We start from the raw sequence: 26519 nt of genomic DNA on the forward strand, positions 1-26519 counted from the left end.
GTTCAAAAGTCCAGGGTTTGCTGCTGGGGATGCTGGGCGGCATTGCGTGCGCGAGCCCGGGCGCGTGCCTGGGGGCTGCCGCCATCGCGAAACTGGCGGGAGCCGTGCTTTTCCACAATCGCAGCCTGGGCGGCGCGCACGGCGGGCTGGGCGCGCAGGCTGTGCACGCGGCCCTTGGCGGTGCGGGTGGCGGTGTCCAGGTCTACCAGCGGCACGGCAATGTCGTGGCCCACGCGCACGCCGCAGCGGGCCTGCACATCGGGCGGCATGCGCCAGGGCTCCAGCAGCCAGGCATCGGGCACGCGGCGCAAGGCGGGCAGCCACTGGCGCACAAAGTGGCCGTGGGGGTCGTGGTCTTGCGCCTGCTTGATGGGGTTATAGACGCGGGTGGTATTGATGCCGGTGGTGCCCGCCTGCATTTGCATCTGACTCCAGTGGATGCCGGGCTCATAGTCCAGAAACTGGCGGGCCAGCCATTCGCCCACGGGCCGCCAGTGCAGCCACAGCGGGTACGAGGCCACCGACACCAGCATGGCCCGCATGCGGAAGTTGACCCATCCCGTCTCGCGCAGCATCGCCACGCAGGCATCCACCATGGGCCAGCCGGTGCGCCCGGCCACCAGGGCCTCGAAGTGAGCGGGGTTCCATTCCGCTTCGCGCAGACCGTTGTAGCCCCGGTGCAGGTTGTGGTGCTCCAGCGCGGGTTCCGATTCAAGCTTCTGGATGAAATGGCAATGCCAGTGCAGGCGGCTCATGAAGGCCGTCAAGCCTTTGCGCTGCCACGCAGCTCCAAAGTCGGTGCTGGCCTTGAGTTGCTGCTGGCGCCGCTGGGTGGCCTGCACCACCTCGCGCATGCCCAGGCAACCCAATGCCAGGTAGGGCGACAGGCGCGAGCAGGCGCTGGGCGCTGTCAGCGGCGACGAAATGCCGCCCCGGTAGCCCTGGCTGCGCTCCGCCAAAAAGTCTTGCAGCACGCGCAGGCCTTCTTTGCGCCCCCCGCGCTGGCGCTGGGGTGGGTCATGCGCGGGCAGGCCCAGTTCAGCCCCGCTGGGCCAGGGCTGTGCAGGCCACGGCAACGTACGGGCCTGCAAGAGATCAGGCCCGGGGGCGAGCACCACCGGTGCGTGCATGTGGGCCTGCCAGTGTCCCTGCCAATCATCGCGTGAGCGCAGGCGGCGCACCACGCCGTGCTGCGGCCATTCGCGCCATGCCACGCCCTGCGTGCGGCACCACCGGACCACGGCCAAGTCGCGGGAATAGGTGTGGGCGTTGCCGGTTTCCTCATGCACCGCCAAGGTGTGAAAAGGGGCCAGCGCATGCAGGCGGGCCAGCACGTCCACCACCTCGCCCACGGCCACCTGAAGCGTGGCGCCGCGCCGTTGCAGGGCCAGGGCCAGGTCGTGCAGGCTTTCTTGCAGAAAGTGGTAGTGCTGCAGGGCGGCATCAGGCTGCGCCCACAGGCTGGGCTCGACGACGTACAGACACAGCACCGGGCCCTGGGCGGCGGCGTGCTGCAGCGGGGCGTGGTCGTGCACGCGCAAGTCACGCTTGAACCAGACCACGGTGTAGCTCATGGCACAAGCCCTGTGCGCACAGATCAGGCGGCTGCGACCTGTCGCGCCAGCGCCAGGCCGCTGAGCCAGGCGCCCTCGACCTTGCCGCCATTCAGCCAGTCACCACACAGCCCCAGGCGGGCATTGGCGTCCCACCAGCAGCCCAAGGTCAGTGCGGGTTCGGTATCCGCATAGCGCCAACGGTGCGCCGTGGCAGCCAGGGGTGTGGGGCCGCCCAGGGCCGCAAAGGCGGCGAGCAAGGCAGCGGTGACGCTGTCCGCGCTGTCTTCGATATGCGCCTCGCTCCACTCGGCACTGGCGTGCAAAAGCCACGTTTCTGGCCCCGTACGGCCGGGCTTGCTGCTATCACGCGCCACCCAGCGCAGCGGGCCGGTGTTGATGAAGGCGCCGTCCCACGGCAAGGCCACAGGCGAGGCATAACGCAACATGACGGCCCAGCTGCCCCGCATGCGGGCACTGACTGCGACCGCAGCGCCGACGGGGGCCACCTGGGTCAACAGCGGCGGCACCTGAGGCGCGGGCACAGCCAACAGCACAGCGCGGTAGCGCTGCGCATGCAGCCCCTGCTCTGCGCAAGTGATGGCCCATCCTTCGGGGTGCCTCTCCAGCCGCTGCACGGTGGTCTGCCACTGGGTGTGGGTGCGCTCGCCGGCCTGTGCCAGGCCCTGCACCAGCCAAGCAGCGGGCGATGTCATGCGCGGTGTACCCACAAAACGCTCAAGGGGCGTGTGCGGGGTGGTCCAGCCAGTGCCATCAAAACTTGCCAGGCGTGCACCCCACGGGGCGGCCACACCGGCCTGCTGCCACCGGGCAACTTCTGAGCGAAAAGCGGCGTCACGTGCGGTGAAATACTGCGCGCCGTGGTCGCACTGCCAGGGGCCGCTTTGGTCCTCCGCGCGCCGAGTGCTCATGCGGCCCGACGGCCCCCGGCTCTTGTCGAAAACATGCACCGTATGTCCCGCCTGCAGCAGCGCCTGCGCACACGATAGGCCCGCCAGACCTGCACCGATGACGGCGATGGGTTGTGACATCGTCAAAACACTCATGGCTGCGGGTCGGTGCGTTCTTGGGCTACCCAGATCAGCGCCTGGGTATCGATGCCCAATGCCTGTGCGCGGGCCAAAAGTTGCTCGCGCACAGCAGGCTGAAGCTGCTTCGTCCGTGACAGGATCCAGCAGTAGCTGCGGTCCGGCCCCACCACCAGCGCCCATTGGTAATCGGCATCCAGCGCGGCCACGTGGTAGCCGCCGTAGAACGGGCCAAAGAACGAGACCTTGAGCGAGGCGGTGTTGGTGTCGCCGGTGAACTTGGCTCTACCTTCCGCCTGACGCCAATCGCCCTTGCCCGTATCAAAACCGCGATTGAGCACACGCACGCTGCCATCTGCCTGGCGCTGGTAGGTGGCGCTCACGTCCGTCATGCCGCGCTCGAAAGAATGGTCGAGCCGCGCCACTTCGTACCAGCGGCCTTCGTATCGGGCCATATCAAACGGGGTGACGGGGGTGACACCGGGAGGCGGCGAGGTGGATGAGCAGCCCACCAAGGCCAACACAAAAGCTGCCGCAAAAAGCAGCACCGAACGGCGGACCCAAGGAAATAGCAGAGCCATAAATTACCAATCAGTCACAAAACAAACCGAATAGTAAACTACTCCACTACAGCAACGGTACAAGCCTGAGGTCGGCGCGGTCTCATGACCCACTCCACGCCCCGTAAACTCGCACCATGACCCTTCAAATCACCGTGTATTCCAAGTCTGCCTGCCCGCAGTGCGAGTCGGCCAAGATGCTCCTCAAATCCCGCTCCCTGCCCTACGAGGAAATCAAGATCGATGACGAAGCCGAGCGCCTGGCGTTCTATGCCAAGTGCGGGCCATCGGTGCGGCAGATGCCACAAATTTTCATCAATGACCAGCGTGTGGGCGGACTCGCCGGGTTGCAAGCCGCGCTGGCGCAGCTGGGCGCCTGAACGCCTTTTCCGACATCAGCGGGCAGTGCAATCGGGGGGCGTGGATGCCCTGGACGCCCCGCATGGGCTGATGCACATGCCACTAGCCGGGGCGCCCATTACCCCTTCGTGGCTCCACGCCTTCCGGCAGAGCACTTGCACACACCTGGCATGACCTTGAACAGTCGTTCTACCGGTACTGCGCGGCCGTGATGAACTGGCCGAAGGTCTCACACCACACGATCACGGTGTTGAACCGTGCGGGGTCCACGCCCTGCGGCACCGGAACGATGAAGTTGTTAAACGTCTTCACATCCCCCACCCGCAGCATTTGTGGCTTGAGGCGCTGAAAGTCCGCCTCTGTCTCCACAAACGCAGGCGACAGGTACAGCTTGTAGTCGGGCCCCGGTGCCAGCTTGCCTGCCAGGCTGATGGCTTGTGGGCCAACGGACACCACGCCCTCGCCCCAGTGCAGGGCGTCGCTGTCCTTCAGATCGCGGCGAAAGGTGGCTTTCCATGCTGCCGTGGGCAGGCTTGCCTGCACCTCCTGCAGCGTAGGGGCTGCGGGCGCGATCAGGATCGGCAACCAGTACACACCTGCAGCGAACCCCACAGCCAGGGTGAGCAAATGCGAGGCGATCAACAAGAACGGTTTCATGGCGGTAGGCAACAGTTGGAGCCAATGTACCGCCAGTCGCGTCACCCCGCCCGAGCCAAAAACCCGTCTACCAGTGCGTAATGCTCGGGCACGTTCAGTGCTGGCGCATGGCCGCAACCGGGCACCTCGACCACCTGGGCCAGCCCCCGGGCACCCGGGCCGCGCGTGAGCATTTCGGCGGTGACATCGGGGAGCACCAGGTCAGACTCCGCCCCGCGCAGGCACAGCACTGGAATGCTGAGCGCGTCGTAGTGGTCCCAGATCAGGTAGTCATTGGCATGGTGCGTGAACTGCTGCACCATGGCGGGGTCGTAGTGCGGCGTCACACGTCCGTCGACAAGGCGGCGCGTGCTGCTCTCGGTCAGCAGACGCCACTGCGCGTCGCTCAGCCAGCCGTAAGGCTTGTACACCTGCCTGAAGAACGCCTCCAACTCCATCACCGTATCGAACGCGGGTGGGTGGCCCGCGTAGGCCTTGATGCGCTCCAGCGCGGCATCGGCCAGGCGCGGCGCGTTGTCGTTGAGCAGCAGGCTGGTGATGCGGCCCTTGAGTTGCGGCTCGAACAGACCCGATGCGCACACCGTGCCGATGGCTCCACCCATCGACGTGCCCACCCAGTGCGCTTTCTCGATCCCCAACTGGTCAAACAGGCTGGCCGCAATGCGCGCGTAGAACGACAGGCGGTACTCGTCCTGCGGCGCGCGCGCCCACTGGCTCAGGCCCCGGCCCAGGGTGTCGGGGCAGATCACGCGGTAGCGCGGTGCCAGGTGTGCGGCCAGCTCGTCCATGTCGCGCCCGGTGCGCGCAAGACCATGCCATGCAATCACCACGGGCGCGTCACGCGCACCCCACTCCATATAGTGGATTTCATAGCCAGCACAGGTGGCGTAGCGCGATAACGGAGTCATGGTGGACAACCTTGTGAGTCGGTGGAGGGATGCAGGCTGCGTACATAACAACCTGAGGACGGGTAGCGGCTCACAAAACTCAGCGAAGCGGTCCTGGCTAGGCGTTGCGTCGCAGACAGTACTGCAAGTACGGCAAGACGCAACAACGACGCCAGGAGAGTTTTTTGAGCCGCGCTCATTTCATGAGGCGGCCGTTGCTGCCGATAACGGTAACCTCGACATAGCGCGAGCCGATGCGGTTGGTGGGCGAATAGCCCAGCGTGATGCCGCCGAGGTCATAGCTTTGCAATGACTCCAGCGCCTTCACCACCTTGGCGCGTGTGGGCGCAGGCCCGGCGCGGCGCAGGGCCTCGACCAGCACCTTGGCACCCAAAAACTGCTCGAAGCTGGTGTAGTTGACCTCGGCCTCAGGCGCGTACTTCTTCAGCAACGTCTGGTACTCGCGCACCACGGGCAGTTGCGGGCGGTAGGGGTACGGCACCACCTGACTGATGCCCAGGCCGTGGGCGTTCTTCAGGCCCGCGAGCTTGACCAGCTCCGTTGGGTCCACCACCGAGATGTTGTACAGCTGCGCGCCGCCGCCCTGCTCGCGGTAGCGCTGGATGAAGGCCGCCGCAGGCTTGTTCACCGCAATCATGATGACCGCATGCACATCGGCGGCCTTGATGGCCTTGACGGCGTCATCTACCTTGTCGGTATTGCGCTCATAGCCTGCTGACACCACGAGCTTGAGGCCACGCTTGGCCAGTGCCGCCTCCACGCCCGCCAGGCCCGCCTTGCCGAATCCGTCGTCCTGGTACATCACGGCCACGCGGTTCATGCCCAGGGTGGTGAGCTGCTGCACCATGTGCTCAGTTTCGTCCACATAACCCGCACGCACATGAAAGATCCAGGGGTTGAACGGGCTGCGCAACGATTCGCCACCGGTGTACGGCGCCACCAGCGCGGCGCCGCCCTGCTCCAGCACGCCATCGGACAGCAGCTGGGTGATGTTGGCCGTGCCTGCAAAGCCGTAGAGCGCCACCACCTCGGGCTTGGCCAGCAGCTCGCGGGTGCGGGCCACCGTGTCTGCCACCTTGTAGCCATCGTCGGCCACCGCCTGGCGAATGCTGGCGCCGTGCACGCCACCCTGTGCATTGACCCAGTCAAAATAAATCTTGCCGCCCAGCACCATCTGCGCGCCGGTGCTGGCCAGCACGCCAGACAGCGGGGCCACCTGCCCCACCACCACATCGGCAGCCCTCGCTGGCACCGAAACGCCTGCGGCCAGTGCCACCATCAGCGCGCCACTCCACCTCAGGGCGGCCGACGCGCGGCGTGCCCAACTCTTCACAGTGTTCATTGGTTTCATCCTTGTGATGACTGCGCCTTCAATGACCCGGGCGGCATGCACCGGCAGTGCACGAGTCCCGGGCTTCCACATAGGTCGTTCAGCGTCCCGGTCAGTCGGGGATGGAAATGGCGCCCGCCGTGATGGCAATGGCGTTGGCGGCAGCGGGCGTGGCGGCCAGCGGCGGCACGTTGGCGGCGGTGATGGCCGGGGCGCTGCCCGGTGTGCCGCCACGTGGCACCGTGCGCACCACCTGGCTGGCGGGCAGCGCCTTGCCGTTGGCGAGGTGGTCGTACACGGCGTCGAGCGCGTGGTTCAGGTACACGTGCAGCGGTACGTAGCGGCTGTCATAACCCGGCAGCACGGTGGGCAAGCCGATGAAGCTGTCGAAGTGCTGGGCATTGGCCACTTCCACATAGCTGAGCTTGCTGGCGGCGCCTTCGACCTTCTTGTTCAGCGCAGCGTAGGGGCGCGACGTATGGCTCACCGGCAGCAGTGCGTCGGCACGGCCATGCACGATCACAGCGGGCTTGCCGCGCAGGTTGCCGTTGCGGCGGGTTTCGTCCACACCGGCCTGCAGCTTCTTGGCAGCAGCGTCGTTGCCGGTGACGAGGTTGCGCAGGCACTGCGCACCGCTCAGGTTCCAGTCGGCCACGCCAGCGTCCGACACCGACAGGAAGTCGCGTGCCGGCCCCAGTTTGCCCAGGTTGTTGACCAGGTTGATGCCGCCCGATGGAGGCACACCATTGCCGGTGGCAAACATGCCAGCCAGGGCTGCGGGTGCCAGTGATGTCACCGCGCCCGTAGCCGCTGTGGCCGCGTAGCTGAAGCCGCACAGGTGGTCCTTGACACTGGCACGCGACAGGCTGTTGGCGAACGTGACGGCCACCGCCGGAGCGACTTCAAAAGCAGCCAGCGATGCATGCAGGTCGTTGGACTCCGGCTCCCAGCCGTAGGCGCGCAGCTTTTGCAAAGCCTCTTCGGCCTGCGTGGCCGTGGTGGAGGCCGTGAGCAGGCCTGCCGCCTTGAGCGACGCACAGCGATTGGGCGCAATCGGCAGGGCCGCACTGCCGAAGCCCGCTGCAAAAGCGGCTGCGTAGGGGCTGGTGCTGACCGAGGGCGCGAGCGATGCGCAGGCCTGGTACAGATTGGCGTAGGTCGTGAAGTCCACCAGCGTCTTGCCGGTGACGGCCACATCGGCGCTGCCACGGCGCACCGTGATGCCGGGGTTGGCGGGCATCTCGATGGCAGGCTCGGACACGGCCACGCCGCTGATGAGGCCCTGGGTGTCCAGCTCGGCCGCAGCAATCGCGGAGCCGCCACCGTTGGAGATGCTGGACGCTATCACGATGGTGTTGGCCGGGGTCAGCGTCTTCAAGCGCTGGCCCGCTGCATCGGTGGCGCCATAGCGCTGGTTGAGCACGTAGTAGCCAAACTCCACCGCCTGCAGGGTGGTGGTGCCCCAGTCCTTCTCGGCATTCTGACCCGAGTGCGCGTGTTTGAAGGCAAAGCGGTTGGGGGTGGCGGTGTTGAAGGCTGCCAGCTCGGTAGCGGTGAGCCCTGCGTTGAAGGCCGCCGCCTTGCCCGCTGTCGTGGCTGTGGTGCGGGTGCCGTCGATCAGCGGCACGGTGTCGTTCTGCAGGTCGTGCGGAGCACCGCCCGTGCCCTTGTCAGAGTACGCCACGGCGCAGCCCTTCTTCAGGCCCCACTCGCCCGTGGAGATGCCGCCGTACACGCCGCGCGACCCCGAAGCCGTGGCGGTGATCATGCAGGGTTTCTTGGGGTCGAAGATGGCAGGCACCTGCACCATGAGGGTGACGTTCTTGCGGCCCGTGCCGTCGTCGGCAAACGCGATGTATTCGGTGCCCGCCACCTTGCCCTCGCCGGTGGTGACCTTGCCCTGCGCATCCACATTGGGGCCATACAGCGTGCCGTAGCCGCCCGCCGCCGTCATGTCGAGCATGGCGCGGTAATTGGTGTGGATGGCGGTGCGGCGCAGCTCGGCCGCCGTGGGCTTGAGCGGGTCGGCGTAGGCCGGCGGCACGGCGGCGGCCAGGCCCGTGGCGCCCAGACCCGCGGTGAGCAGGTCGTTGCTGCTGCCGTCGTACGTGGCCTCGCTGATCGCACCCAGGTAAGCGGGCTTGGTGTTGAGTGCGGCGCTGTCGCCATCACTGCCGCCGCAGGCGGCCAGCACGGCTGCAGCCAGCACGGCGGGAACGAACGGACGAGAAAAGGGACGAAAACGCGGGTTCTTCATGCTCATCTTCATGTGCTTGTCTCCTGGAGTTTTTTCTTTGCGTCTTTGTTGCACAGCTCACCCACACACCCAGGCCACGCCAGTCAAGCGGCGCGGCTGGGCCACTCACCCCACCTTGCGCGCAGCTGCCGCGCGCAGGCGCCCCACCACACCGGTGGGGAAGTAGTAAACGGACAGAACGAACAGCACGCCCAGCCACAGCAGCCAGCGGTCGGGCGACAGCAGGGCCGACAGCCAGGGCAGGCCCGACGTGGCCTCGCTGCCCAGGCGCAGCAGATCCTGCAGGTAGCTTTGCGCCACCAGGAAGAGCACGGCCCCAATGGCCGAGCCGTAGATGGTGCCCATGCCGCCGATCACCACGATGAGCAGGCAGTCCATCATGATTTCGAAGCTGAGCGAGGTGTCCGGCCCGTTGTAGCGCAGCCAGAGCGCCAGCATGGCTCCTGCCATGGTGGCAAACAACGCCGACAGCACGCTGGACGTGGTGCGGTACACCACCACGCGGTAGCCAATGGCCTCGGCGCGGAACTCGTTCTCGCGGATGGCCTGCAGCACGCGGCCGAAGGGCGAGTTGACGATGCGCAGCAGCGCCAGCACCAGCGCCACGGCCGTGACGAAGAGCAGGTAGTAGCAGATCAGCCGCCCATCGATGCTCACGCCCAGGAAGGGGTCGTCAAACGGCTCGAAGCTGGGCGACAGGAACTCGGGCACCTTGAAGGTCAGGCCGTCTTCGCCGCCGGTGATGTCCGACAGCTGGGAGGCCAGCGTCTGGAACGCAGCCGCCACGGCCAGCGTGATCATCGCAAAGAAGATGGCCCGCACGCGCAGCGAGAAGAGCCCCACCGCCAGCGATAGCAGCAGCGAGAGCACCAGCGCGCCGGCCAGCCCCACCAGCAGCGCAGACCAGGTGGGCCCCATGCGCGTGGTGGCCACGGCAATGCCGTAGGCCCCGATGCCAAAGAACATGGTGTGCGCAAAGCTCACGATGCCGGTGTAGCCCAGCAGCAGGTCAAAGCTGGCAACCAGCACCACAAAGATCAGCACCTTGGCCGCCACGGACAGCGCCTTGACCCCGGGGAAGAGGAAAGGTGCAAAAGCAAGGCCCACAAAGATGGCCACCAGAATCACCGCCAGCACCTTGCTGCGCGGATAGTCGCCGGAGAGAAGTCGGTTCAGCATGTCAGTCGGCTCCTCATCAGCGGTTGGCCACGGGATAGACGCCCTGCGGGCGCCACAAGAGAATGGCCACCATCAACGCGATGTTGGAGAACAGCGCCACCTTGGGCACCAGGAAGCCGGTGTAGTTGGCCATCAGCCCCACCAGCAGCGCACCGATGAGCGCGCCGCCGGTGCTGCCCAGGCCGCCGATGATGATCACGATGAAGATCAGCACGTTGACCTGCGCGCCCATCTGGGGCACCACGTTCTGCTGGTACAGGCCCCACATCACACCGCCCAGGCCCGCCAGGGCCGAGCCCACCACGAACACGCCCACAAACAGGCGGCGGATGCGGTAGCCCAGGCTTTCGACCATCTCGCGGTCCTGCACGCCAGCGCGGATCAGCAGGCCGACCTTGGTGCGCGACAGCGTCCAGGCCAGCACGCCAAACACCAGCAGGCCCACGGCCACCGCGACGAGGCGGTATTTTTCGATGGCAGCATCGCCCACCAGCAGCGAGCCGCGCATGCCCTCGGGCAATGGCAGCGGGATCTGCGCGGGGCCCCAGATGACCTTGATGAGCTCTTCACCAATGATCATGCCGCCCATGGTGATGAGGATCTGCTTCAGGTGCTGGCCGTACACGGGCCGCACGATGAAGCGCTCGAACGCCAGGCCCACGGCCCCGGCCACTGCCATGGCCACCACCATGGCGGGCAGCACGGCCATCAGGTTGCGCCACAGCTCGGCACTCTGGGTGTAGTCGCCCATGGCGCCCAGCACGCTGGTGGCCACAAACGCACCCAGCGCAATGAACACGCCATGGCCAAAGTTCAGCACATCCATCAGGCCAAACACCAGCGTGAGGCCGGAGGCAATGATGAAGATGATCATGCCCATGGCCAGCCCCGCCACCGTGAGCGTGAGCCAGGTGCTGGGCGAGCCGATGAAGGGCAGCACCAGCAGCGCCAGCGCCGGCACCAGTGCCAGGGGCTTCCAGTCGAAATCGCGGGTGACGCTCATGCCCGACCTCCAGCGGCAGTCGCCGCACTACGTACATCAGCTACACATTTGATAGCTATCAGGGCAATAGATACCTGCGCTACCGCCCGAAAACATCTGAAATTGCTCACACAACTCATAGCGCCAACCCCAGCAGCGAGCGCTGCAGTTCTTCGTCTTGCGCCAGCGCGGCCATGCTGCCCGCATGCACCACCTGGCCGTTGTCCATCACGGCCACGGTGTCACCCAGCCGCTTGGCAAAGTTGATGTTCTGCTCGACGAGCAGGATGGTCACGCCGCTCTTCTTGAGCTGGTCGAACGCGTCGATCATGTTGTTGATGATGGCGGGCGCGAGGCCCTTGCTGGGCTCATCCACGATGAGCAGATCGCGCGGCTCAACGATGGCGCGGCTCACGGCCACCATCTGCTTTTGGCCGCCGCTGAGCTTGCCGGCGGGGTGGTTCCAGAACTTCTCCACGGCGGGGAAGAGCTTGAAGATCCACTGCAGCCGCGCCTCGTCCATCTGCGCGGCGTTGCGCGCGCTGCGTGCGGCCAGCAGCATGTTTTCCTTCACCGTGAGGTCGGCAAAGATGCCCATGTTCTCGGGCACATAGGCGATGTTCAGGCCCGCGATGGCAGGCGTATTCATCGCGGTGATGTCTTTGCCACCAAAGTGGATGGAGCCCTGCGACGCACGCCACAGGCCCATGATGGTGCGCAGCGTGGTCGTCTTGCCTGCGCCGTTGCGGCCCAGCAGCATGGTGAGCTGCCCTTTGGGCACGGCCAGGTCCACGCCGTGCAGGATGTGGTACGCCCCGATGTGCGTGTGCACACCCTTGAGTTCGAGCAGGTTGGTCGTTGGCGTCGTGCTCATGCTGCCTCCTTCTCTGCGTCCTTGGAGACGCCCAGGTAAGCCTCTTGCACCACGGGCGATGCGATCACCTCGGCTGGCGGTCCATCGGCCACCAGCGTGCCGTTGGTCAGCACGATGATGCGGTCGGCCAGCTCGCGCACCACGTCCATCTTGTGCTCCACCAGCAGGATGATCTTGGTCTTGTCCTTCTTCAGCTCGCGGATCAGGTTCAGGATCACGGGCGCCTCGTCGTGGCTCATGCCGGCCGTGGGCTCGTCGAACATGTAGACCTGCGGCTCCAGCGCCATGAGCAGCGCCACTTCGAGCTTGCGCTGGTCGCCGTGCGGCAGGCTGGCCACGGGCGTATCGGCCCGGTCGGTCATGGCCACGGCCTGCAGGATCACGCGGGCGCGCTGGGTCAGCGCGCTGTGGTCGCTCCAGATGCTCCACAGGTTCATGCCCCGGCGGTGCTTGCCCTCCTGCGTGGCCTGCACGGCCAAGCGCACGTTCTCCAGCACGCTGAGGTTGGGGAACAGGTTGGTGAGCTGGAAAGCACGGCCCAGACCCGCGTGTGTGCGTGCCGAGACGGACTGGCCCGTGAGGTCCTGCCCGCCCAGCGTGACGCTGCCGCTGGTGGCCTTGAGTTGCCCCGAGATCAGGTTGAAGTAGGTGGTCTTGCCCGCGCCATTCGGGCCCACGATGGCGGTCAGCGTGCCGGGCTCGAAAGAGCAGGTCACGCCGTTGACCGCCACGTGGCCGCCAAAGCGGATGGTCAAGTCCTTGGTGGCCAAGGTGCTCATGGGTGGGGGTTCACTTTCACGGTCTGAGTCAATCGATGGAATGGGTGGGGCGCCCTGCCCTGCGGCAGCGCGCCCCGGCACTTTAGGGGCAGGTGCCGATCACGTAGTAGTTGGTGCTGGTCTGCTTCAAGGTGTTGGTGACGAACACGTTCCACAGGCCCATGCTCTGGTTGGAGCCCAGCGCATAGGTGTAGCCCCCGGCGGCATACGCGCGCCCGGCCAGGGTGTGTGCATAGTTGCTGGCGGTGGTGCAGGTGGCCGTGCCGCCGCCCGATGCGGCCAGCGTAGTGCCCGAAGCTGCGGCCGATGTGGCGCCCTCGGCCCCGTTGGCATCGGCCGCGCGCACCGTCCAGCTGTAGGTGGTGGACGCGGCCAGGCCGGTGTCGGTGTAGCTGGTGGCAGTCACAGGCAGCGCGTTGACCTTGTTGGCATTGCGGTACACGTTGTAGCTGGCCGCGCCCGTGACGGCGGCCCAGCCGATGGCCATGCTGCTGGCCGTGGCGCCCGACGTGCTCACGCCCGTGGGGGCGGACAGGGCCACAGGGTCGGGGGGCGTGGTGCCGCCCGTGCCGCTGGAGACGCGGTCCACCATGGCCTTGACGGCCGCCATTTGCGGGCCCGACTTCTTGGAATAGTTGGCGCTGTCATACCCCCACCAGTCCCAGCAGCTGTTGGTGGCTGCGGTGCTGGTCTGCGGGTACAGCATCACGATGTTGTTGGTGTCAGCCCAGCGGTTGTAGCCGGTGTTGCGCACGTACTGCTGCTGCACATCGCTGATGTTCTGCTTGCAGCCATGCAGCACCACATGCAGCTTGCAGGTGGCTGTGCCGCCAGCCTGGCAAGCCTGGGGCACATAGGCCCAGCCCGTGGTGGCCATGCCATGGTTGGTGATGAATTCGCTCTGGTTGAACTCGATGTAATTGCCGGCGGGCAGGGTGGCGTTGTTGCGGGCGTTCAACGTGCCGTACAGGTGCTGCAGCACGGCACCGGCGAGGTCGAAGTTGCAGTCGCTGATGTAGGGCGCGCCCTTGGTGGAGCAGCCGTTGCCGTAGTCGTCCGTCACCATGGCGTGTTCGGCCGCGATGTCCTTCTTGTAGACCACGTTGGCGGCGGGCACGAAGCTGTTGTAGTAGGTGCGCAGCGCGTCCATCACCCCGGTCTTGACCACACTGTCGAGCGAGCCCGAGAACAGGTAGACCTTGGAGTTCTGCAGGTTGGCCACGGGGTCGATCACGCCCTGGCTGGCCCAGGTGTTGGTGGTGCTGACCAGCGTGCTGGTGGGGATGCCTGCGGGGCTGGCCATGCAGCGCCCGGTGGCGTTGACGACCGAGCCCTCCGCGCAATAGAACGGGCCGCCCGCGACCACGCCGGCGCCCTTGGCAAACGTTGCCGAATACGCCACGTGCAGCTGCACGGCCATGAAGCCGCCCGAGGACAGGCCCGATACCGTGGTCTGTGTCTTGTCGATCTTGAGTGCTGGCAGGTTGACAGCAGCGTGAACACTGCCCACGCCACACAGTGCCATCGCAGCCCCTGCTGCTGCCGCCCGGATGAAATTGAAAGCCATGTTGTCTTGTCTCCAAATAATTTTTGAGAAAAACCGACCCAGCCCCCGTGTACACCCGGGGGTTCATGCATCAATTCACTGGAAAAAGAGGGGCGGCCGCCCCTGCGGGATGGACCCCGAAGGAGCAGGACGGTGGTCCTGTCCGACGGGCCTCGCTAACTCGCCAACTCGCTAGCGGAGTCGAAAGACCGGCTTATCGCTTGTTGCGAATCGGCACGTTCATTTCTTCAGGCTTGATCTCGCGCACCAGTTCGGGCACGCCCCAGGCAAAGGCCGGATCCACCTTGATCTTGAAGTGGTACATGCTCTGCATGGCCTGGTGGTCTTCCTTGCGGAACGTCATCTTGCCCTTGGGCGTCTCGAAGCTCATGCCCTCCATGGTCTTGATGAGCTTGTTGGTATTGGTGTCGCCGTTCGTGGCCTTGAGGGCCGTGACCAGCGCCATGGCAGAGCTGAAGCCGCCGGCCGTGAAGAAGTCTGGCGGGGTCTTGAACTCCTTGTAGTGCGCAGCCACCATGGCTTCGTTCACGGGGTTCTTGGGGATGCCGAAGTAGTAGTACGTGGCGCCTTCCATGCCCGGGAAGTTCTTGTAGGCCGCCATGGCGGGCAGGATATTGCCGCCGGTGGCGATCTCGATGCCATAGCGCTTGAGATCCATGTCAGCGATCTTGAACGGGTTGCCTGCACCGGCCCAGATGATGAAGATGACCTTGCGGCCCGGCACGTCCTTGAGCTTGTCGATCAGGCGCTGGGCACCGGCGGTGAAGTCGGTGGTGGTGGTGGGCAGGTATTCCTCGTGCACCAGCTTGGCGTTCTTGAGCGCGTCCTTGAAGGCCTTCACGCCATCGCGGCCGAAGGCATAGTCCTGCGCCAGCGTCGCCACCGTCACGCCCGCCTTGTCGATGGCCACGGCGTTGGAGATCGCGTCCTGGCTGCTGTTGCGGCCAGTGCGAAAGATGTACTTGTTCCACTTGTCGCCGGTGATGGCGTCGGCCACGGCGGGCTCCACCAGCAGGATCTTCTTGTATTCCTCGGCCACGGGCAGCAGGGCCAGGGCAACGCCGCTGGAGGTGGGGCCGACGGCAATGTCGGCCTTGTCATCCGAGTAGGCCGAGGCCAGCAGGCTCTTGCCCAGGTCAGGCTTGCCCTGGTCGTCCTTCTCGATCACGACGAGCTTCTTGCCATTGACGGTCATGCTGCCGCCGGTGGCGTAGTTCAGGCCCATCATCAGGCCGGTCTGGGTCTGCTTGCCATAGGCCTCCAGCGGACCCGTCTTGCTGTACACGTGGGCAATGCGGATTTCACCGGTCTGCGCGAACGCGGGGGCAGAAAGTGCGGCGGCGGTAACGGCTGCGGAAGCGAGGGCGACCAGAGTGCGACGGTGCATGGCGATGTCTCCTGTTGTGATGCTTCTTTATTGCACAGTCTGTGCCAGCAGCCAAGTGCTTGATTTCAAAGATACTTTCTCTGACACCCTGGCGACACTGCCTGATTTCAATACACATTGAATGTCTAATTTTCAGACATTTGCCTGATTTTTATTCAGGGTTTTCCAGACGTCCATAGAGCGTGGCGCGCGAGATGCCCAGCTGGCGAGCAGTGGCCAGCTTGTTGCCGCCATGGGCTTTGAGCGCAGCCGCGATGGCCTTGCGCTCCAGCTCTGCCACCTGCTCGGCCAGCGGGCGCAGGTATCGGCTTTCGTCCTCGGCATCGGGGCCGTGGCCTGGGTCCTGCACCGGGGCAGGGGCGGCGGGCTCCACGCCCGCCTCGCGCAGGATGCGTTCGAGCTGCGCGGCGTCGATGGACTGCGAGTCGCTGCGCATCACCGCCTGCTCCAGCACATTGCGCAGCTCGCGGATGTTGCCGCGCCAGGGCTGGCCCGCCAGCAGGGCCATTGCATCGGGCAGCAACTCGGGCGGCGCGGTGCCGTTGCGCAGGGCCAGGTCTTCGCCCAACGCTTCGACCAAGGCAGGGATGTCGCTGCGCCGCACGCGCAGCGGCGGCACACGCACCGGCAGCACATGCAGGCGGTAGAACAAATCCTCGCGGAATTTGCCCTCGCGCACCAGGGACGCCAAATCGCGCGACGTCGCGGCCAGGATGCGCACATTGAAAGGCACGAGCTTGTTGCTGCCCAGCGGCTCGATCTCGCCCTCTTGCAGCGCCCGCAGCAGCTTGGCCTGCAGGCTTTGGGGCATGTCGCCAATTTCGTCGAGGAACAGCGTGCCGCCATCGGCCAGCTTGAACTTGCCGTCGCGGCCCTTGCGGTCGGCGCCGGTATAGGCGCCAGGCGCCACGCCGAAGAACTCGGCCTCGAGCAGCGTGTCGGGCACGGCGGCGATGTTGACGCTGACGAACGGACCACTGGCGCGGCTGGACGCTGCGTGGATCGCGTGGGCCAGGAGCTCCTTGCCGGTCCCCGTCTCCCCCAGCAGCAGCACAGGGCTGCTCGACTGCGCCGCACGGCGCGCCTGGCGCTTGACCTCGGCCGCAGCGGGGCTGGAACCGATGAAGCTGGCAAAGGTGTACTTGGACCGCCGCTCGCCGTCGCCCGCCACTGCCAGGCTGCGGCGGCGCTGGCTGGCCAGCTCGCGCCGGGCGTCATCGAGATCGCGCTGCAGCAGCGCAAACTTGCTGATGAGCGGCTGCAGCGTGGTTTCGGGATGGTCGAACAGCACGATGCCAATGGCGCCGATCACGCGGTCCGCGTCGTCGCGCAGCGGAATGCGGCTGACCACAAAGGTGCCCGCCTTGTTGGTCAGCAGGTCGATCAGCACGGGCTGGCCCGTTTCGAGCACGCGGCGCATCTGTGTGTTGGGGATGACCTCTTCCACCGTGCGGCCCACGAACTGGTCCACCGACGAAAAACCCAGGTCCGGCAGAAAGCGCTGGTAGCCCTCATTCACCCACACGATGCGCCCACTGCGATCCACCAGGAACATGCCCTGGCTGACGCTGGAGAACAGCTGGAACATGGAGCGTGCCGCCAGTTCCAGAATGCCCTGGGCATCCAGCGGCAGTGCGGGGGCGTCATCAGCGAGCAAAGGCATCCGCGGATGGTAGCGCGCTGGCGGGGCGCAGGATCTGCCCCCACAGGCAGCAGACGCCCGGCATGGAGCCATGACGCTACAAATTGGATAGCTACCTAGGCAAATGGCACTAGCGCTATCAGGCGTTTTTATCCAAAACAGGAGTCAAAGAGGTGTACAGGGACGCCTCACATGCTGCCAGCGGCTGGTCCACCAAGATGCAGGGCTTGCCCGTGCGGCGGCACTGGTCCTGCACCCGCCAGTAGGCGTCGTGGCTGATGCAGCCCGTCTGGCAAATCACCAGGTCAGCGGCGGCCAGGCTGGCGTCAAACGTCGCACCCGCGTCTGCGTCCGGATGGGCCTCGACCACCACCGGCACGCGCACCCTGCGGGGGTGTGCCGAAGCATCCGTAGGCGCGGTGCTGGTTACCCCACCCTGCTCCGGGTGGCTCACTGCCCTGGTGTCTGACTGCGCCGCCAGTCGCCAGCGCAGGCATTCCCGCGACAAGGTGGCAATACGCTCCGCCAGCACAGCGATGTGGCGTGCCATGGTCTGACGGCGGGATAGCCCCGGCACAGCAGCCCGTAGCTGCGCCAGCTCGTCGTACGCCATGGCCAGCCGCGTATCGCGCACCACCAGCGCTCCACGCAGCCGCACCACCTCGGCCTGCAGCGTCTGGATCTCGGCGGCCTGCGCCGTCAGGGCCGCGCTGCAACGCCGCTGGGCTTCGCCCCACTGACGACAAAGCACCAGAAACTCCTGCGGAAATGAAGACATGCGCCATCCTGCAAATAAGAACTATTCGCATTTTATGGTACGATTCAGCCCGAGTTCACAGCAAGCCACCTGGTGGGGAGGGCTCCGGGAGCACAGCGCCTGGGGGTCTGGCTTGCCAAGAAAATCGTCGGCACGGATCTGCCCGCGCCGTCTGGACGAAAAAAAACCGCGCCCGATGGCGCGGTTTTTTTATGGGTGCGAGCCTGGGGCCTCGCCACGGTTTCAGGCCTCTGCCAGCGCCATCTTGCGGGCAGCCCAACGGCGCAGCAGGCGCGGAACGATCAGCACGGCCAGCACGATGACGATCAGGGTCACCGAACCGGGGCGCTCCAGGAAAATCGTCCACTTGCCTTCGCCAATCGACACCGCATTGCGCATCTGAGCCTCAGCCAAGGGGCCCAGGATCATGCCCACCACCACCGGCGCGGCGGGGAAGTCAAAGCGGCGCATCACCACACCCAGCAGGCCGATCGCGTACAGCAGCACCAGGTCGAATGCGCTCTGGCGCATGCCATACACACCCAGGGTGGAGAAGACCAGAATGCCCGCGTACAGGTACGACTTCGGGATGTTCAGCAGTTTCACCCACAGGCCCACCAGCGGCAGGTTCAGGATCAGCAGCATCACGTTGCCGATGTACATCGACGCGATCAGCGCCCACACCAGCGCGCCGTTGGTGTCGAACAGCTGCGGGCCGGGCTGGATGCCATAGTTCTGGAACGCGCCCAGCAAAATGGCCGTGGTGTTCGACGTGGGGATGCCCAGCGTCAGCAGCGGGATCAGCGTGGCCGTGATGGCCGCGTTGTTGGCGGCCTCGGGGCCTGCCACACCTTCGATGGCGCCCGTGGTGCCAAACTCTTCCTTGTGCTTGCTCAGTTTCTTCTCGGCGGCATAGCTCAGGAAGGTTGGAATCTCGCTGCCACCGGCAGGCACGGTGCCAAACGGAAACCCGATGGCCGTGGCGCGCAACCATGCGGGCCAGGAGCGCTTCCACTCTTCCTTGGTCATGTGGGTGCTGGTCAGGCGGTTCTGGGTTTCGTCGGACTTGCCTTCGTACATCACGTTGTACAGCGCCTCGCCCACCGCAAACAGGCCCACGGCGATCAGCACCACTTCGATGCCATCCATCAGCTCAGGCACCCCCCCGGTGTAGCGCGCCTGGCCCGTGATCTGGTCAATGCCAATCAAGCCCATGGCCAGGCCCACAAACAGCGCCACCATGCCACGCAGCGTGCTCTTGCCCAGCACCGCACTCACGGTGGTGAAGGCCAGCACCATCAGCATGAAATACTCAGGCGGGCCAAGGCGTATGGCGTATTCGGCCACCAGCGGCGCGCAGAAGGTCACCAGCACCGTGGCGATGGTGCCCGCCACAAACGAACCGATGGCGGCCGTGGCCAGGGCCGCACCGGCGCGGCCATGCTTGGCCATCTTGTTGCCCTCCATGGCCGTGACCATGGACCCGGCCTCACCCGGGGTGTTGAGCAGGATGGACGTGGTGGAGCCGCCATACATGGCGCCGTAATAAATGCCTGCAAAGAAGATCATCGAGGCCGTGGCCTCGACCTTGACGGTGATGGGCAGCAGCATGGCCACTGCCACTGCGGGGCCGATGCCTGGCAACACGCCCACAGCGGTGCCGATCATGCAGCCCACAAAGGCCCACATCAGGTTGATGGGTGTTGCCGCGGTGGCAAAACCCTGCATCAAAAGGTTTAAGGTTTCCATGGCGTGCAGGCTTTACAGCCACCCCGTGTTGGTCAGGCCGGGCAGGTTGATGGCCAGCAGTTGCGTAAACATCCAGTACACCGGGGCCGCTACCGCGATGCCGATGAAGGAATCCTTGATCCAGGCCTGCAGGCGCAGGTCGAGTTCACCTTCCGAGCTCTTGAAACCCCGCACCGACAGCACGAAGCACAACGCACAGCTCAGGATGAAGCCCAGCGTGGTGATGAGCAGGGCGTTGAGCAGCAGCCCTGCCGACACCCAGATGAAGCCCTTCCAGTGGGCGCGCTCGTCGCCGGAGCCCTCTTCCAGCTCCCGAAACCCTCCGCTCAGCGCATGTGCCACGCACAGCACGCCGCAGATCAGGATGGCAATGCTGACCACCCAGGGAAAGAAGTTGGGGCCCACGCCACCGTAGCCCGCTTCTGAACTGACCGAGCTGGCCCCCCAGGCCAGACCCAGCGCGAGCACCACCAGCCCGACCCCGATCAGGGTCTGCAAGGGCTTGGAGCGCGATGAATGTTGTTGTGTCATGTTTTTTCCTTCGCACCAACCAATGCACGGCCAGGCCGCCTGCCCAGAGGCAGAAATGACGGCTGCCGCGCCTTGCTTCGGGATCAGATCATTCCGGACTTAGCCATCGTGGCGCGCATGCTGGCGAACTCGGCATCCACGAAATTGCCGAACTCGTCGCCGGCCATCCATGCGGGGGTCCAGCCGTTCTTTTCCATCGCGTCCTGCCAGGCCTTGTGCTTGAAGGTCTTGGCCAGCGCATCGATCAAGGCCTTGCGCTGTTCTGGCGTGATGCCAGGCGCGCCGTACACGCCGCGCCAATTGCCGATTTCCACGTTGATGCCCTGCTCCTTGAGCGTGGGCACGTTCACGCCCTTGAGGCGGGTGCCCGAGGTCACGCCCACTGCGCGCATCTTGCCGGCAGAGATGTACTCGGAGAACTCGCTGTAGCCGCTGCCACCCACCGTCACGTTGCCACCCAGGATGGCGGCAGTGGCCTCACCGCCCCCACGGAACGCCACGTAGTTGATCTTGGCGGGGTCCACGCCCACTTCGCGGGCGATCATGGCGGCGGCAATGTGCTCGGTAGAGCCGCGCGAGCCGCCACCCCACTTCACGCTGCCGGGGTCCTTCTTAAGCTGTTCCACCACGTCCTTCATGGTCTTGAAAGGCGAGTTGGCGGGCAGCACAAACACGTTGTATTCGCTGGTCAGGCGCGCCAGGGGCGTAACCTTGTCCAGGCCCACCGGTGGTTTGCCGGTGATGATGCCGCCCAGCATCACGGCGCCCATCACCATCAGCGCGTTCGGATCGCCCTTGCTGGCGTTGACGAACTGGGCCAGGCCAATCGCGCCCGCTGCGCCGCCCTTGTTGTCGTAGGACACCGACGATGCGGCGCCCGCATCCTGCATCGCCTTGCCCAGCGCGCGACCGGTGGAATCCCAACCGCCCCCAGGGTTGGCGGGAATCATCATCTTGAGGGCCGCTGCCGACTGGGCCGACACGGGCAACGCACCCGCAGCGGCCAGGGCGGCCAGTGATTTCAGAAAGGTATCGCGACGCATGGTGTCTGTCTCCTGATAAGGTTTGCGAACCGCCCGATGATGCGCGCGCTGCCTGTCAAACGGCTGTCCTCAGACTCAGGGAAAACACTCATGCACCCGGCCCAATGAGACGGTGCTATGGTGCCGCGCATGCAATTGCTCCTTGTAGAAGACGACCCCACCATGCAGGCCACGCTGCACCGCGCACTGACCCGGCGTGGCATGGAAGTGACCGCAGTGGGCGACGGACGCGCAGCGCTGAGCCAATGGACCGCCCTGCAGCCCGACGCCGTCATCCTGGACCTCACCCTGCCGGGTCTGGACGGCTTGCAGGTGCTGCAGCAGGCGCGATCACGTGGCCTGCGCACCCCCGTACTGATCCTGACGGCACGTGGCACCGTGGGCGACCGCGTAGTGGGGCTGAACGCTGGCGCCGACGACTACCTGCCCAAGCCGTTCGATCTGGACGAGCTGGAGGCACGCCTGCGCGCACTGGTGCGCCGCAGCGCAGATCCCGCCGTAGCGCCGCTGGCACCCAGCACCGTGCAGATCGGAGCCATCCGCTACGACAAGGACAGTGGCGCGCTGTACCTGAACGGCGAGGTGATGGAGCTGACCCCGCGCGAGCTGGCACTGATGCACGCCCTGCTCGCGCAGCCGGGGCATGCCGTGACCAAGGAGCGACTGTATGAGCTGGTGTTTCCGGGCCAGCTCGACGTGCAGTACGAAGCCATCGAGGTCGTGGTGTACCGGCTGCGTAAGAAGCTGGCGGGCACAGGCCTGACCCTGATGACACTGCGCGGCCTGGGCTACCTGCTGCGGGCCGACGCATGAGCGAGCATGGCGTGCGCCACCACTCGCTGCGGCGGCGCCTGCTGCTGGGCATCTTGCTGCCTGTAGCCCTGTTCATCGGCTTCAACACCTGGAGCCTGTACCACCAGACGCTGGCATCGCTCAACACCGCGTATGACCGCACCCTGCTGGCATCCGCCAAAAGCATCAGCGAACAGCTCGATGTGAAAGGCTTTGACGACGCAGCGCAGCTGCGCGCCATCGTTCCTTATTCGGCCCTGGAGGCCTTTGAGGCTGACAACCAGAGCCAGATGTTCTACCGCGTTTCGACCCTCAAAGGCGAGATCGTGTCGGGCTTTGAGGACCTGCCGGTGTGGCACGGCAGCATCCCTGCCCGCCCTCCCTATGCGGCTCTGGTGGACTTTTACGATGACCGATTTCGTGACCGCGATGTGCGCGTGGCGGTGCTGCTGCAACCGGTGGCCAGCTCCGAAGGCCGGGCGATGGCCGTGATCCAGGTGGCGGAGACGCTGGAGGTGCGCGAAACCCTGGCACTGCAGATCCTGTGGAACACCCTGTTGCGACAGGCGCTGTTGATCGCCGTGGTGGCCTTTACCGTGGTGTTGGTGGTGCAGCGCGCCACCCAGCCCGTGCGGCAACTCAGCCAGCAGTTGCAGGCCCGGCGCGAGGGGGATCTGAGCCCCATCGCAGCCCCGCTCGCCCCACGCGAGCTGCAGCCGCTGGTGGACGCCACCAATGAGGTCATGCAGCGCCTGCGTCACCTGCTGCGGCACCAAAAGCGCTTTGTGCGCGATGCCTCCCACCAGCTGCGCACACCGCTGGCCGTGCTCAAGACCCAGGTGCAATCGGCGCTGCACGGCGACGTGGAGCCGCAACAAGCCCTGCACGAGATCAGCGACACCGTGGACCGCGCCACCCAGCTCGCCAACCAGATGCTGGCCCTGGCCAAGGTGGAGCAGCTGCGCCAACAAAGCGCTCCACCAGCCACCCGCTTTGATGACATTCTGCGTGCCGTTGCGCTGGAGATTTCGCCACTGATTGCTCAGCGCGATCTGGACTTTGGCATCCACACCGAGCCAACCCTGGTGCAATCGCATGAATGGATGCTGCGCGAACTGAGCCGCAACCTGCTGCACAACGCCGTGCGCCACGCACCGCCCGGCAGTGAGTTGACCGTGGACTTGCGCAGCGACGGGCGGCATGCGGCGCTGACGATCAGCGACCACGGCCCCGGCATTGATGACGAGCTGGCGGCACGCCTGTTCCAGCCCTTTTCTGCAGGAGACGTGCGCACCGGCAGCGGCCTGGGCCTGGCCATTTGCCATGAGATCGTGCAGGCCCTGGAAGGCAACATCACACTGACAAACCAGGTGCAAGGCCACAAGGTGACAGGGCTGGACGCCGTGGTTCGCCTGCCACTGCCTGCGCCCTTGACCGACAGCACACCCGCGGCCTAGACGGCACAATCTCGCCCATGAATACCTTGGAGACGATGCGCCTGGACAAGTGGCTCTGGTGCGCCCGCTTTTACAAGACCCGCAGCCTCGCCACCGAAGATATTGGCAAGGGTCGGGTCACTGTCAATGGCCAGCTGGCCAAACCTGCACGCGACCTGCGCTGCGGCGACACCGTAGCGCTGCGCCAGGGCCCCGTGGCACGCACCGTGCTCGTACGGGGCCTGAGCGGTGCCCGGGGCCCCGCGCCAGTGGCCCAGCAACTGTACGAAGAAACCCCGGACAGCATCGCCGCCCGCGAAAAGGCCGCAGAACTGCGCCGCTTGGCCCCCGAGCCAGCGGCGACATTGCAAGAAGGTCGCCCAACCAAACGCGACCGTCGCGAGATTGACAAGGTGAGCAACAAGGGAAACGATTGGGGCAGCCGGTGGAGTGCTTCGATCGACGAGTGAGTAACGAAGGCGCCGACCATTTCACGGCACCGAGATAGGTGCTTGCGCGTGTCCATGCTGAGCCACTCACGCCTGCGATTTACTGACTAGGGGGCCGTACTGGGTGGATGTATCCTGAATTTGAAACGGGACATCACCAGCGCAGCATGAGACGCACTGCGTGGCAGCAATTCTTCCACGCAACCGGTGGCAACTGGAGGCACAAAGCCGGCAGCGATGCCCCCCATGGCAGCCTTGGAGCCGCCCCTCCAACTCAACCCCCACGCGGCCCCGTCAATGCCTCCAGCAAACAGCAAAGCGCCCTTTGCTGATTCACCCAAGCGGATCTCAATCCGCATGCTGTTCGCAAAAGCACCGCGCCGATAACCTGCGGTGATGCGCAGCGTAAACACCGGGTGTCGAACTGGATCGAAACCCGCGCCTACGGTATCGGCAATGACGGCCAATGCCGGCATGGCGGTACCGTTCCACCCCTCCGCCATCACCGCACCATCGCCAAAAATGATGAAACCACGCGCAGCCGACCACAGGTTCTTGCCGTACCGCAAGATGGGCCCGCAGTGGGGGTTGTAGCCGCCCTGCCCACCCTCGCAATCGAGCGCAAAAACGATGTGATGGCCTCCGTTGGAAAAAAACCTGGAAGCATCGACCGTGCACAAAAAATCGGCGCAATGAGAAGGCGCGGAGCCCGCAGCCCTGGGTAGATAACAAAAGTCGAGATCGTTGAATGCCAGGCTGAGCTCGCGAACTTGCACGTCACGATGGTGAGTCATGGGGGCCCTTCTTCCCTGTAGGCATCAGTACCAGTGTCAGCATACAGGGCCACTGGCCAGCACTTGCGCGCTCCATGTCGGCTTTGGGCCGATATCAAGGCGCAGCGCCCTCGGCCTGAAGTAAACAATAAAAAAAAAGCCCGCACAGGGCGGGCTGAAACCTTGCCAGAGTTCACCAGGACACAGGCCCTCCGCAATCCAAACAGCGGGCGGAATCTAATCCATGTCCCCAAGAAAGCGAGCAAGGCTCTTAGGACCCTCCGATTGGGCGCGAAACATGATCGGTTGGGTATTCGGGAATCACCTATGCGCAAGGCAATTCCTCAACCGAACTGCGGCGAACAGACAGATTTGACAAAGAAAAAGCCCCAAGCGCGTTGAGCGCTTGGGGCTTATCTTGGCGGAAACGGAGGGATTCGAACCCTCGATGAGGCTCTACACCCCATACTCCCTTAGCAGGGGAGCACCTTCGGCCACTCGGTCACGTTTCCAATCCCGCTATTATGCCTCATTTCAGGGGCTGTTCCGCTGGTTAAAGCAGCATAGGTGGGCTGGTCCAAAGTCCTCGTGCACGCCGGGCGCTGATAGCTGGAGTCACTTATTCGCCGATTGCCGCCCAGGTTTTGATGTCGCATATGGAGGCCATCCGAGCGCGGATGGCTTGTGTGTTGAGCCTGTTGGACAGGGGGCAAGGACGGACTCGGGCTTTCTATTGGACGCACCGAGCGCATAGAGCTGGCAATCTTCGCGATTGGCCAACGTGCCGGATACGGCGGTTTACTCCCGTGTTTGTGGGCGTCGTCCCGTGACGCGGGCAAAAAGACACCTGAGAGCTACTGCCTGAGCCATTCCAGCGTAAGACCAGACCGCACGACAAAGCCGCTTCCTACCTTGATGCGGATGTGGTGACCCCGTGTGGTGCAGGCCTGGATCTGATCCAGCAGCTCGCCCAATTGCGCGGCTCCCGGGGTGGTTTGGTGGGCATGGCGCAGCCAGTGGCGCACCACGTTGGCCTGGCGCGCGCGGGTGAGCCCCTGCAGCGCCTTGATACCGGGGGGCACGCCCACCAAGGACAGGTCCTGCTGTGCCATCTCGTTCAGCAGCTCGGCAGCCTGGGCTGCATTGGCGGCCGACCGTGCAAAGGTATCGCGAAAGGACGGGAATGCGGCATGCAGCGCAGGCAGCAGTTGCGCCCGAATGCGGTTGCGCGTGAAGCGCTCATCGGAGTTGGTGGGGTCTTCCACCCACGCCTGGCCTTGTGCCTTCAACCAATCGCGTACGTCCGCCGCAGACACCTGCAACAAGGGGCGGTGCCAGACCAGACCAGCACGCGTCCACTGGGCGGGCATGGCGGCCAGGCCGGCCACTCCCGCTCCGCGCGACAGGGCGAGTAGCAGGGTTTCGGCCTGATCGTCGGCGTGCTGTGCAATTGCTATGGATTGAATAGCACCCAAAGCATGATCCTCTAGCGCTACTGCCGTCAAAGCCTGGTATCTGGCTTGCCGAGCGGCATCCTCGGGGCTCTGGCCGGGCGCGGGGCGCGCGTCCAGCCGCTGCACACGCAAGGGCACGCCCAGCTTGCCACACAAGGCCACGCAATGCTGCTCAAACCCATCGGCGGCCGCCTGCAGCCCATGGTGCACATGGACCGCCAGCACCTGCCCGGGCCAGCGGCGTGCACAGCCCAAGAGCAATGCGGTCGAGTCTGCGCCCCCGCTCAACGCCACAGCCATCGGTAACGCGGGCGCAAAGGCCCGCAGGGCGGCGTCCATTGATTGCGTCATCGCATCCGCCCTTCAGGCCCTGCATCTGGACCCGTCGCAACCGCCGGACGTGCCCGGAGGGCGTAGAGAACAAGGGAGAAATGGCGGCGCATGGGCGCCG

General features: G+C 65.2%; 24 protein-coding genes and 1 tRNA gene. 4 read left to right on the forward strand and 21 right to left on the reverse strand.

Translation table 11 applies throughout. The features are described from left to right. Nucleotides 1-2 precede the first annotated feature (2 nt). From ATF69_RS14625 to ATF69_RS14635, 3 genes are read right to left on the reverse strand one after another with little or no spacing between them, the layout of a single operon-like run. Nucleotides 3-1574, reverse strand: a complete 1572-nt coding sequence (locus ATF69_RS14625) for a cryptochrome/deoxyribodipyrimidine photo-lyase family protein (protein WP_146871411.1) — start codon at nucleotides 1572-1574, stop codon at nucleotides 3-5. A gap of 23 nt (nucleotides 1575-1597) precedes the next feature. Then, complete coding sequence (locus ATF69_RS14630; protein WP_146871412.1) at nucleotides 1598-2605, reverse strand: NAD(P)/FAD-dependent oxidoreductase; 1008 nt, start codon at nucleotides 2603-2605, stop codon at nucleotides 1598-1600. Nucleotides 2606-2616: 11 nt separating this feature from the next. After that, on the reverse strand, nucleotides 2617-3183 hold the full coding sequence (locus tag ATF69_RS14635; protein ID WP_146871413.1) for a lipocalin family protein: 567 nt from the start codon (nucleotides 3181-3183) through the stop codon (nucleotides 2617-2619). Between the two features lie 116 nt (nucleotides 3184-3299). Between ATF69_RS14635 and ATF69_RS14640 the strand changes: the two genes are divergently transcribed. Continuing rightward, complete coding sequence (locus tag ATF69_RS14640; protein ID WP_056064575.1) at nucleotides 3300-3542, forward strand: glutaredoxin family protein; 243 nt, start codon at nucleotides 3300-3302, stop codon at nucleotides 3540-3542. A gap of 169 nt (nucleotides 3543-3711) precedes the next feature. Here the strand turns inward: ATF69_RS14640 and ATF69_RS14645 are convergent, their stop codons facing one another. The 15 genes from ATF69_RS14645 to ATF69_RS14715 all read right to left on the reverse strand — a co-directional run bounded on the left by ATF69_RS14645 (nucleotide 3712) and on the right by ATF69_RS14715 (nucleotide 21164). Further along, complete coding sequence (locus ATF69_RS14645) at nucleotides 3712-4179, reverse strand: DM13 domain-containing protein (protein WP_146871414.1); 468 nt, start codon at nucleotides 4177-4179, stop codon at nucleotides 3712-3714. Nucleotides 4180-4220: 41 nt separating this feature from the next. Further along, on the reverse strand, nucleotides 4221-5087 hold the full coding sequence (locus ATF69_RS14650) for an alpha/beta fold hydrolase (RefSeq protein WP_146871415.1): 867 nt from the start codon (nucleotides 5085-5087) through the stop codon (nucleotides 4221-4223). A 175-nt stretch (nucleotides 5088-5262) separates the two neighbouring features. After that, on the reverse strand, nucleotides 5263-6429 hold the full coding sequence (locus ATF69_RS14655) for an ABC transporter substrate-binding protein (protein ID WP_056064584.1): 1167 nt from the start codon (nucleotides 6427-6429) through the stop codon (nucleotides 5263-5265). Between the two features lie 100 nt (nucleotides 6430-6529). Beyond that, nucleotides 6530-8686, reverse strand: coding sequence for a D-(-)-3-hydroxybutyrate oligomer hydrolase (locus ATF69_RS14660; protein WP_082565061.1), 2157 nt, complete (start codon nucleotides 8684-8686; stop codon nucleotides 6530-6532). A gap of 93 nt (nucleotides 8687-8779) precedes the next feature. Then, nucleotides 8780-9853, reverse strand: coding sequence for a branched-chain amino acid ABC transporter permease (locus ATF69_RS14665; RefSeq protein WP_056640192.1), 1074 nt, complete (start codon nucleotides 9851-9853; stop codon nucleotides 8780-8782). A gap of 16 nt (nucleotides 9854-9869) precedes the next feature. Further along, nucleotides 9870-10856: a branched-chain amino acid ABC transporter permease gene (locus tag ATF69_RS14670; RefSeq protein WP_056064590.1), complete on the reverse strand. Its 987-nt coding sequence runs from the start codon at nucleotides 10854-10856 to the stop codon at nucleotides 9870-9872. Between the two features lie 115 nt (nucleotides 10857-10971). Further along, on the reverse strand, nucleotides 10972-11709 hold the full coding sequence (locus ATF69_RS14675) for an ABC transporter ATP-binding protein (protein WP_146871416.1): 738 nt from the start codon (nucleotides 11707-11709) through the stop codon (nucleotides 10972-10974). Beyond that, nucleotides 11706-12488, reverse strand: coding sequence for an ABC transporter ATP-binding protein (locus ATF69_RS14680; protein ID WP_056064596.1), 783 nt, complete (start codon nucleotides 12486-12488; stop codon nucleotides 11706-11708). Before ATF69_RS14680 ends, ATF69_RS14675 begins: the two co-directional genes overlap by 4 nt. Before the next feature lie 82 nt (nucleotides 12489-12570). After that, the gene (locus ATF69_RS14685; RefSeq protein WP_146871417.1) at nucleotides 12571-14055 is read right to left on the reverse strand and encodes an extracellular catalytic domain type 2 short-chain-length polyhydroxyalkanoate depolymerase; all 1485 of its coding nucleotides are present in this window, start codon (nucleotides 14053-14055) and stop codon (nucleotides 12571-12573) included. 193 nt (nucleotides 14056-14248) lie between these two features. Then, complete coding sequence (locus ATF69_RS14690; RefSeq protein ID WP_056064604.1) at nucleotides 14249-15442, reverse strand: substrate-binding domain-containing protein; 1194 nt, start codon at nucleotides 15440-15442, stop codon at nucleotides 14249-14251. 151 nt (nucleotides 15443-15593) lie between these two features. Next, on the reverse strand, nucleotides 15594-17105 hold the full coding sequence (locus ATF69_RS14695) for a sigma-54 interaction domain-containing protein (protein ID WP_099730714.1): 1512 nt from the start codon (nucleotides 17103-17105) through the stop codon (nucleotides 15594-15596). 118 nt (nucleotides 17106-17223) lie between these two features. Beyond that, the gene (locus ATF69_RS14700; protein ID WP_146871418.1) at nucleotides 17224-17862 is read right to left on the reverse strand and encodes a DUF2325 domain-containing protein; all 639 of its coding nucleotides are present in this window, start codon (nucleotides 17860-17862) and stop codon (nucleotides 17224-17226) included. A gap of 222 nt (nucleotides 17863-18084) precedes the next feature. Then, nucleotides 18085-19590, reverse strand: a complete 1506-nt coding sequence (locus ATF69_RS14705) for a tripartite tricarboxylate transporter permease (RefSeq protein ID WP_056064614.1) — start codon at nucleotides 19588-19590, stop codon at nucleotides 18085-18087. A 12-nt stretch (nucleotides 19591-19602) separates the two neighbouring features. Then, entirely contained in the window at nucleotides 19603-20121 is a 519-nt protein-coding gene (locus tag ATF69_RS14710) for a tripartite tricarboxylate transporter TctB family protein (protein WP_056064616.1), read from the reverse strand. A gap of 83 nt (nucleotides 20122-20204) precedes the next feature. Then, the gene (locus tag ATF69_RS14715; protein ID WP_116747501.1) at nucleotides 20205-21164 is read right to left on the reverse strand and encodes a Bug family tripartite tricarboxylate transporter substrate binding protein; all 960 of its coding nucleotides are present in this window, start codon (nucleotides 21162-21164) and stop codon (nucleotides 20205-20207) included. A gap of 129 nt (nucleotides 21165-21293) precedes the next feature. Between ATF69_RS14715 and ATF69_RS14720 the strand changes: the two genes are divergently transcribed. From ATF69_RS14720 to ATF69_RS14730, 3 genes are read left to right on the forward strand one after another with little or no spacing between them, the layout of a single operon-like run. Continuing rightward, nucleotides 21294-21977, forward strand: coding sequence for a response regulator transcription factor (locus ATF69_RS14720; protein WP_056065161.1), 684 nt, complete (start codon nucleotides 21294-21296; stop codon nucleotides 21975-21977). Then, nucleotides 21974-23413: a sensor histidine kinase gene (locus tag ATF69_RS14725; protein ID WP_146871419.1), complete on the forward strand. Its 1440-nt coding sequence runs from the start codon at nucleotides 21974-21976 to the stop codon at nucleotides 23411-23413. Before ATF69_RS14720 ends, ATF69_RS14725 begins: the two co-directional genes overlap by 4 nt. 17 nt (nucleotides 23414-23430) lie before the next feature. Next, the gene (locus ATF69_RS14730; RefSeq protein ID WP_146871420.1) at nucleotides 23431-23862 is read left to right on the forward strand and encodes an RNA-binding S4 domain-containing protein; all 432 of its coding nucleotides are present in this window, start codon (nucleotides 23431-23433) and stop codon (nucleotides 23860-23862) included. An 86-nt stretch (nucleotides 23863-23948) separates the two neighbouring features. Here ATF69_RS14730 and ATF69_RS14735 read toward each other — a convergent pair whose 3' ends face one another. From ATF69_RS14735 to tilS, 3 genes are all read right to left on the reverse strand, one after another. After that, complete coding sequence (locus ATF69_RS14735) at nucleotides 23949-24635, reverse strand: hypothetical protein (protein ID WP_146871421.1); 687 nt, start codon at nucleotides 24633-24635, stop codon at nucleotides 23949-23951. 398 nt (nucleotides 24636-25033) lie between these two features. Further along, nucleotides 25034-25126 (reverse strand) — tRNA-Ser (locus ATF69_RS14740). Between the two features lie 342 nt (nucleotides 25127-25468). Beyond that, nucleotides 25469-26419: a tRNA lysidine(34) synthetase TilS gene (gene tilS / locus ATF69_RS14745; RefSeq protein WP_146871422.1), complete on the reverse strand. Its 951-nt coding sequence runs from the start codon at nucleotides 26417-26419 to the stop codon at nucleotides 25469-25471. Nucleotides 26420-26519: the final 100 nt, after the last annotated feature.

The organism is Acidovorax delafieldii (assembly GCF_007993815.1).
Taxonomy (GTDB): Bacteria; Pseudomonadota; Gammaproteobacteria; order Burkholderiales; family Burkholderiaceae_C; genus Acidovorax; species Acidovorax delafieldii.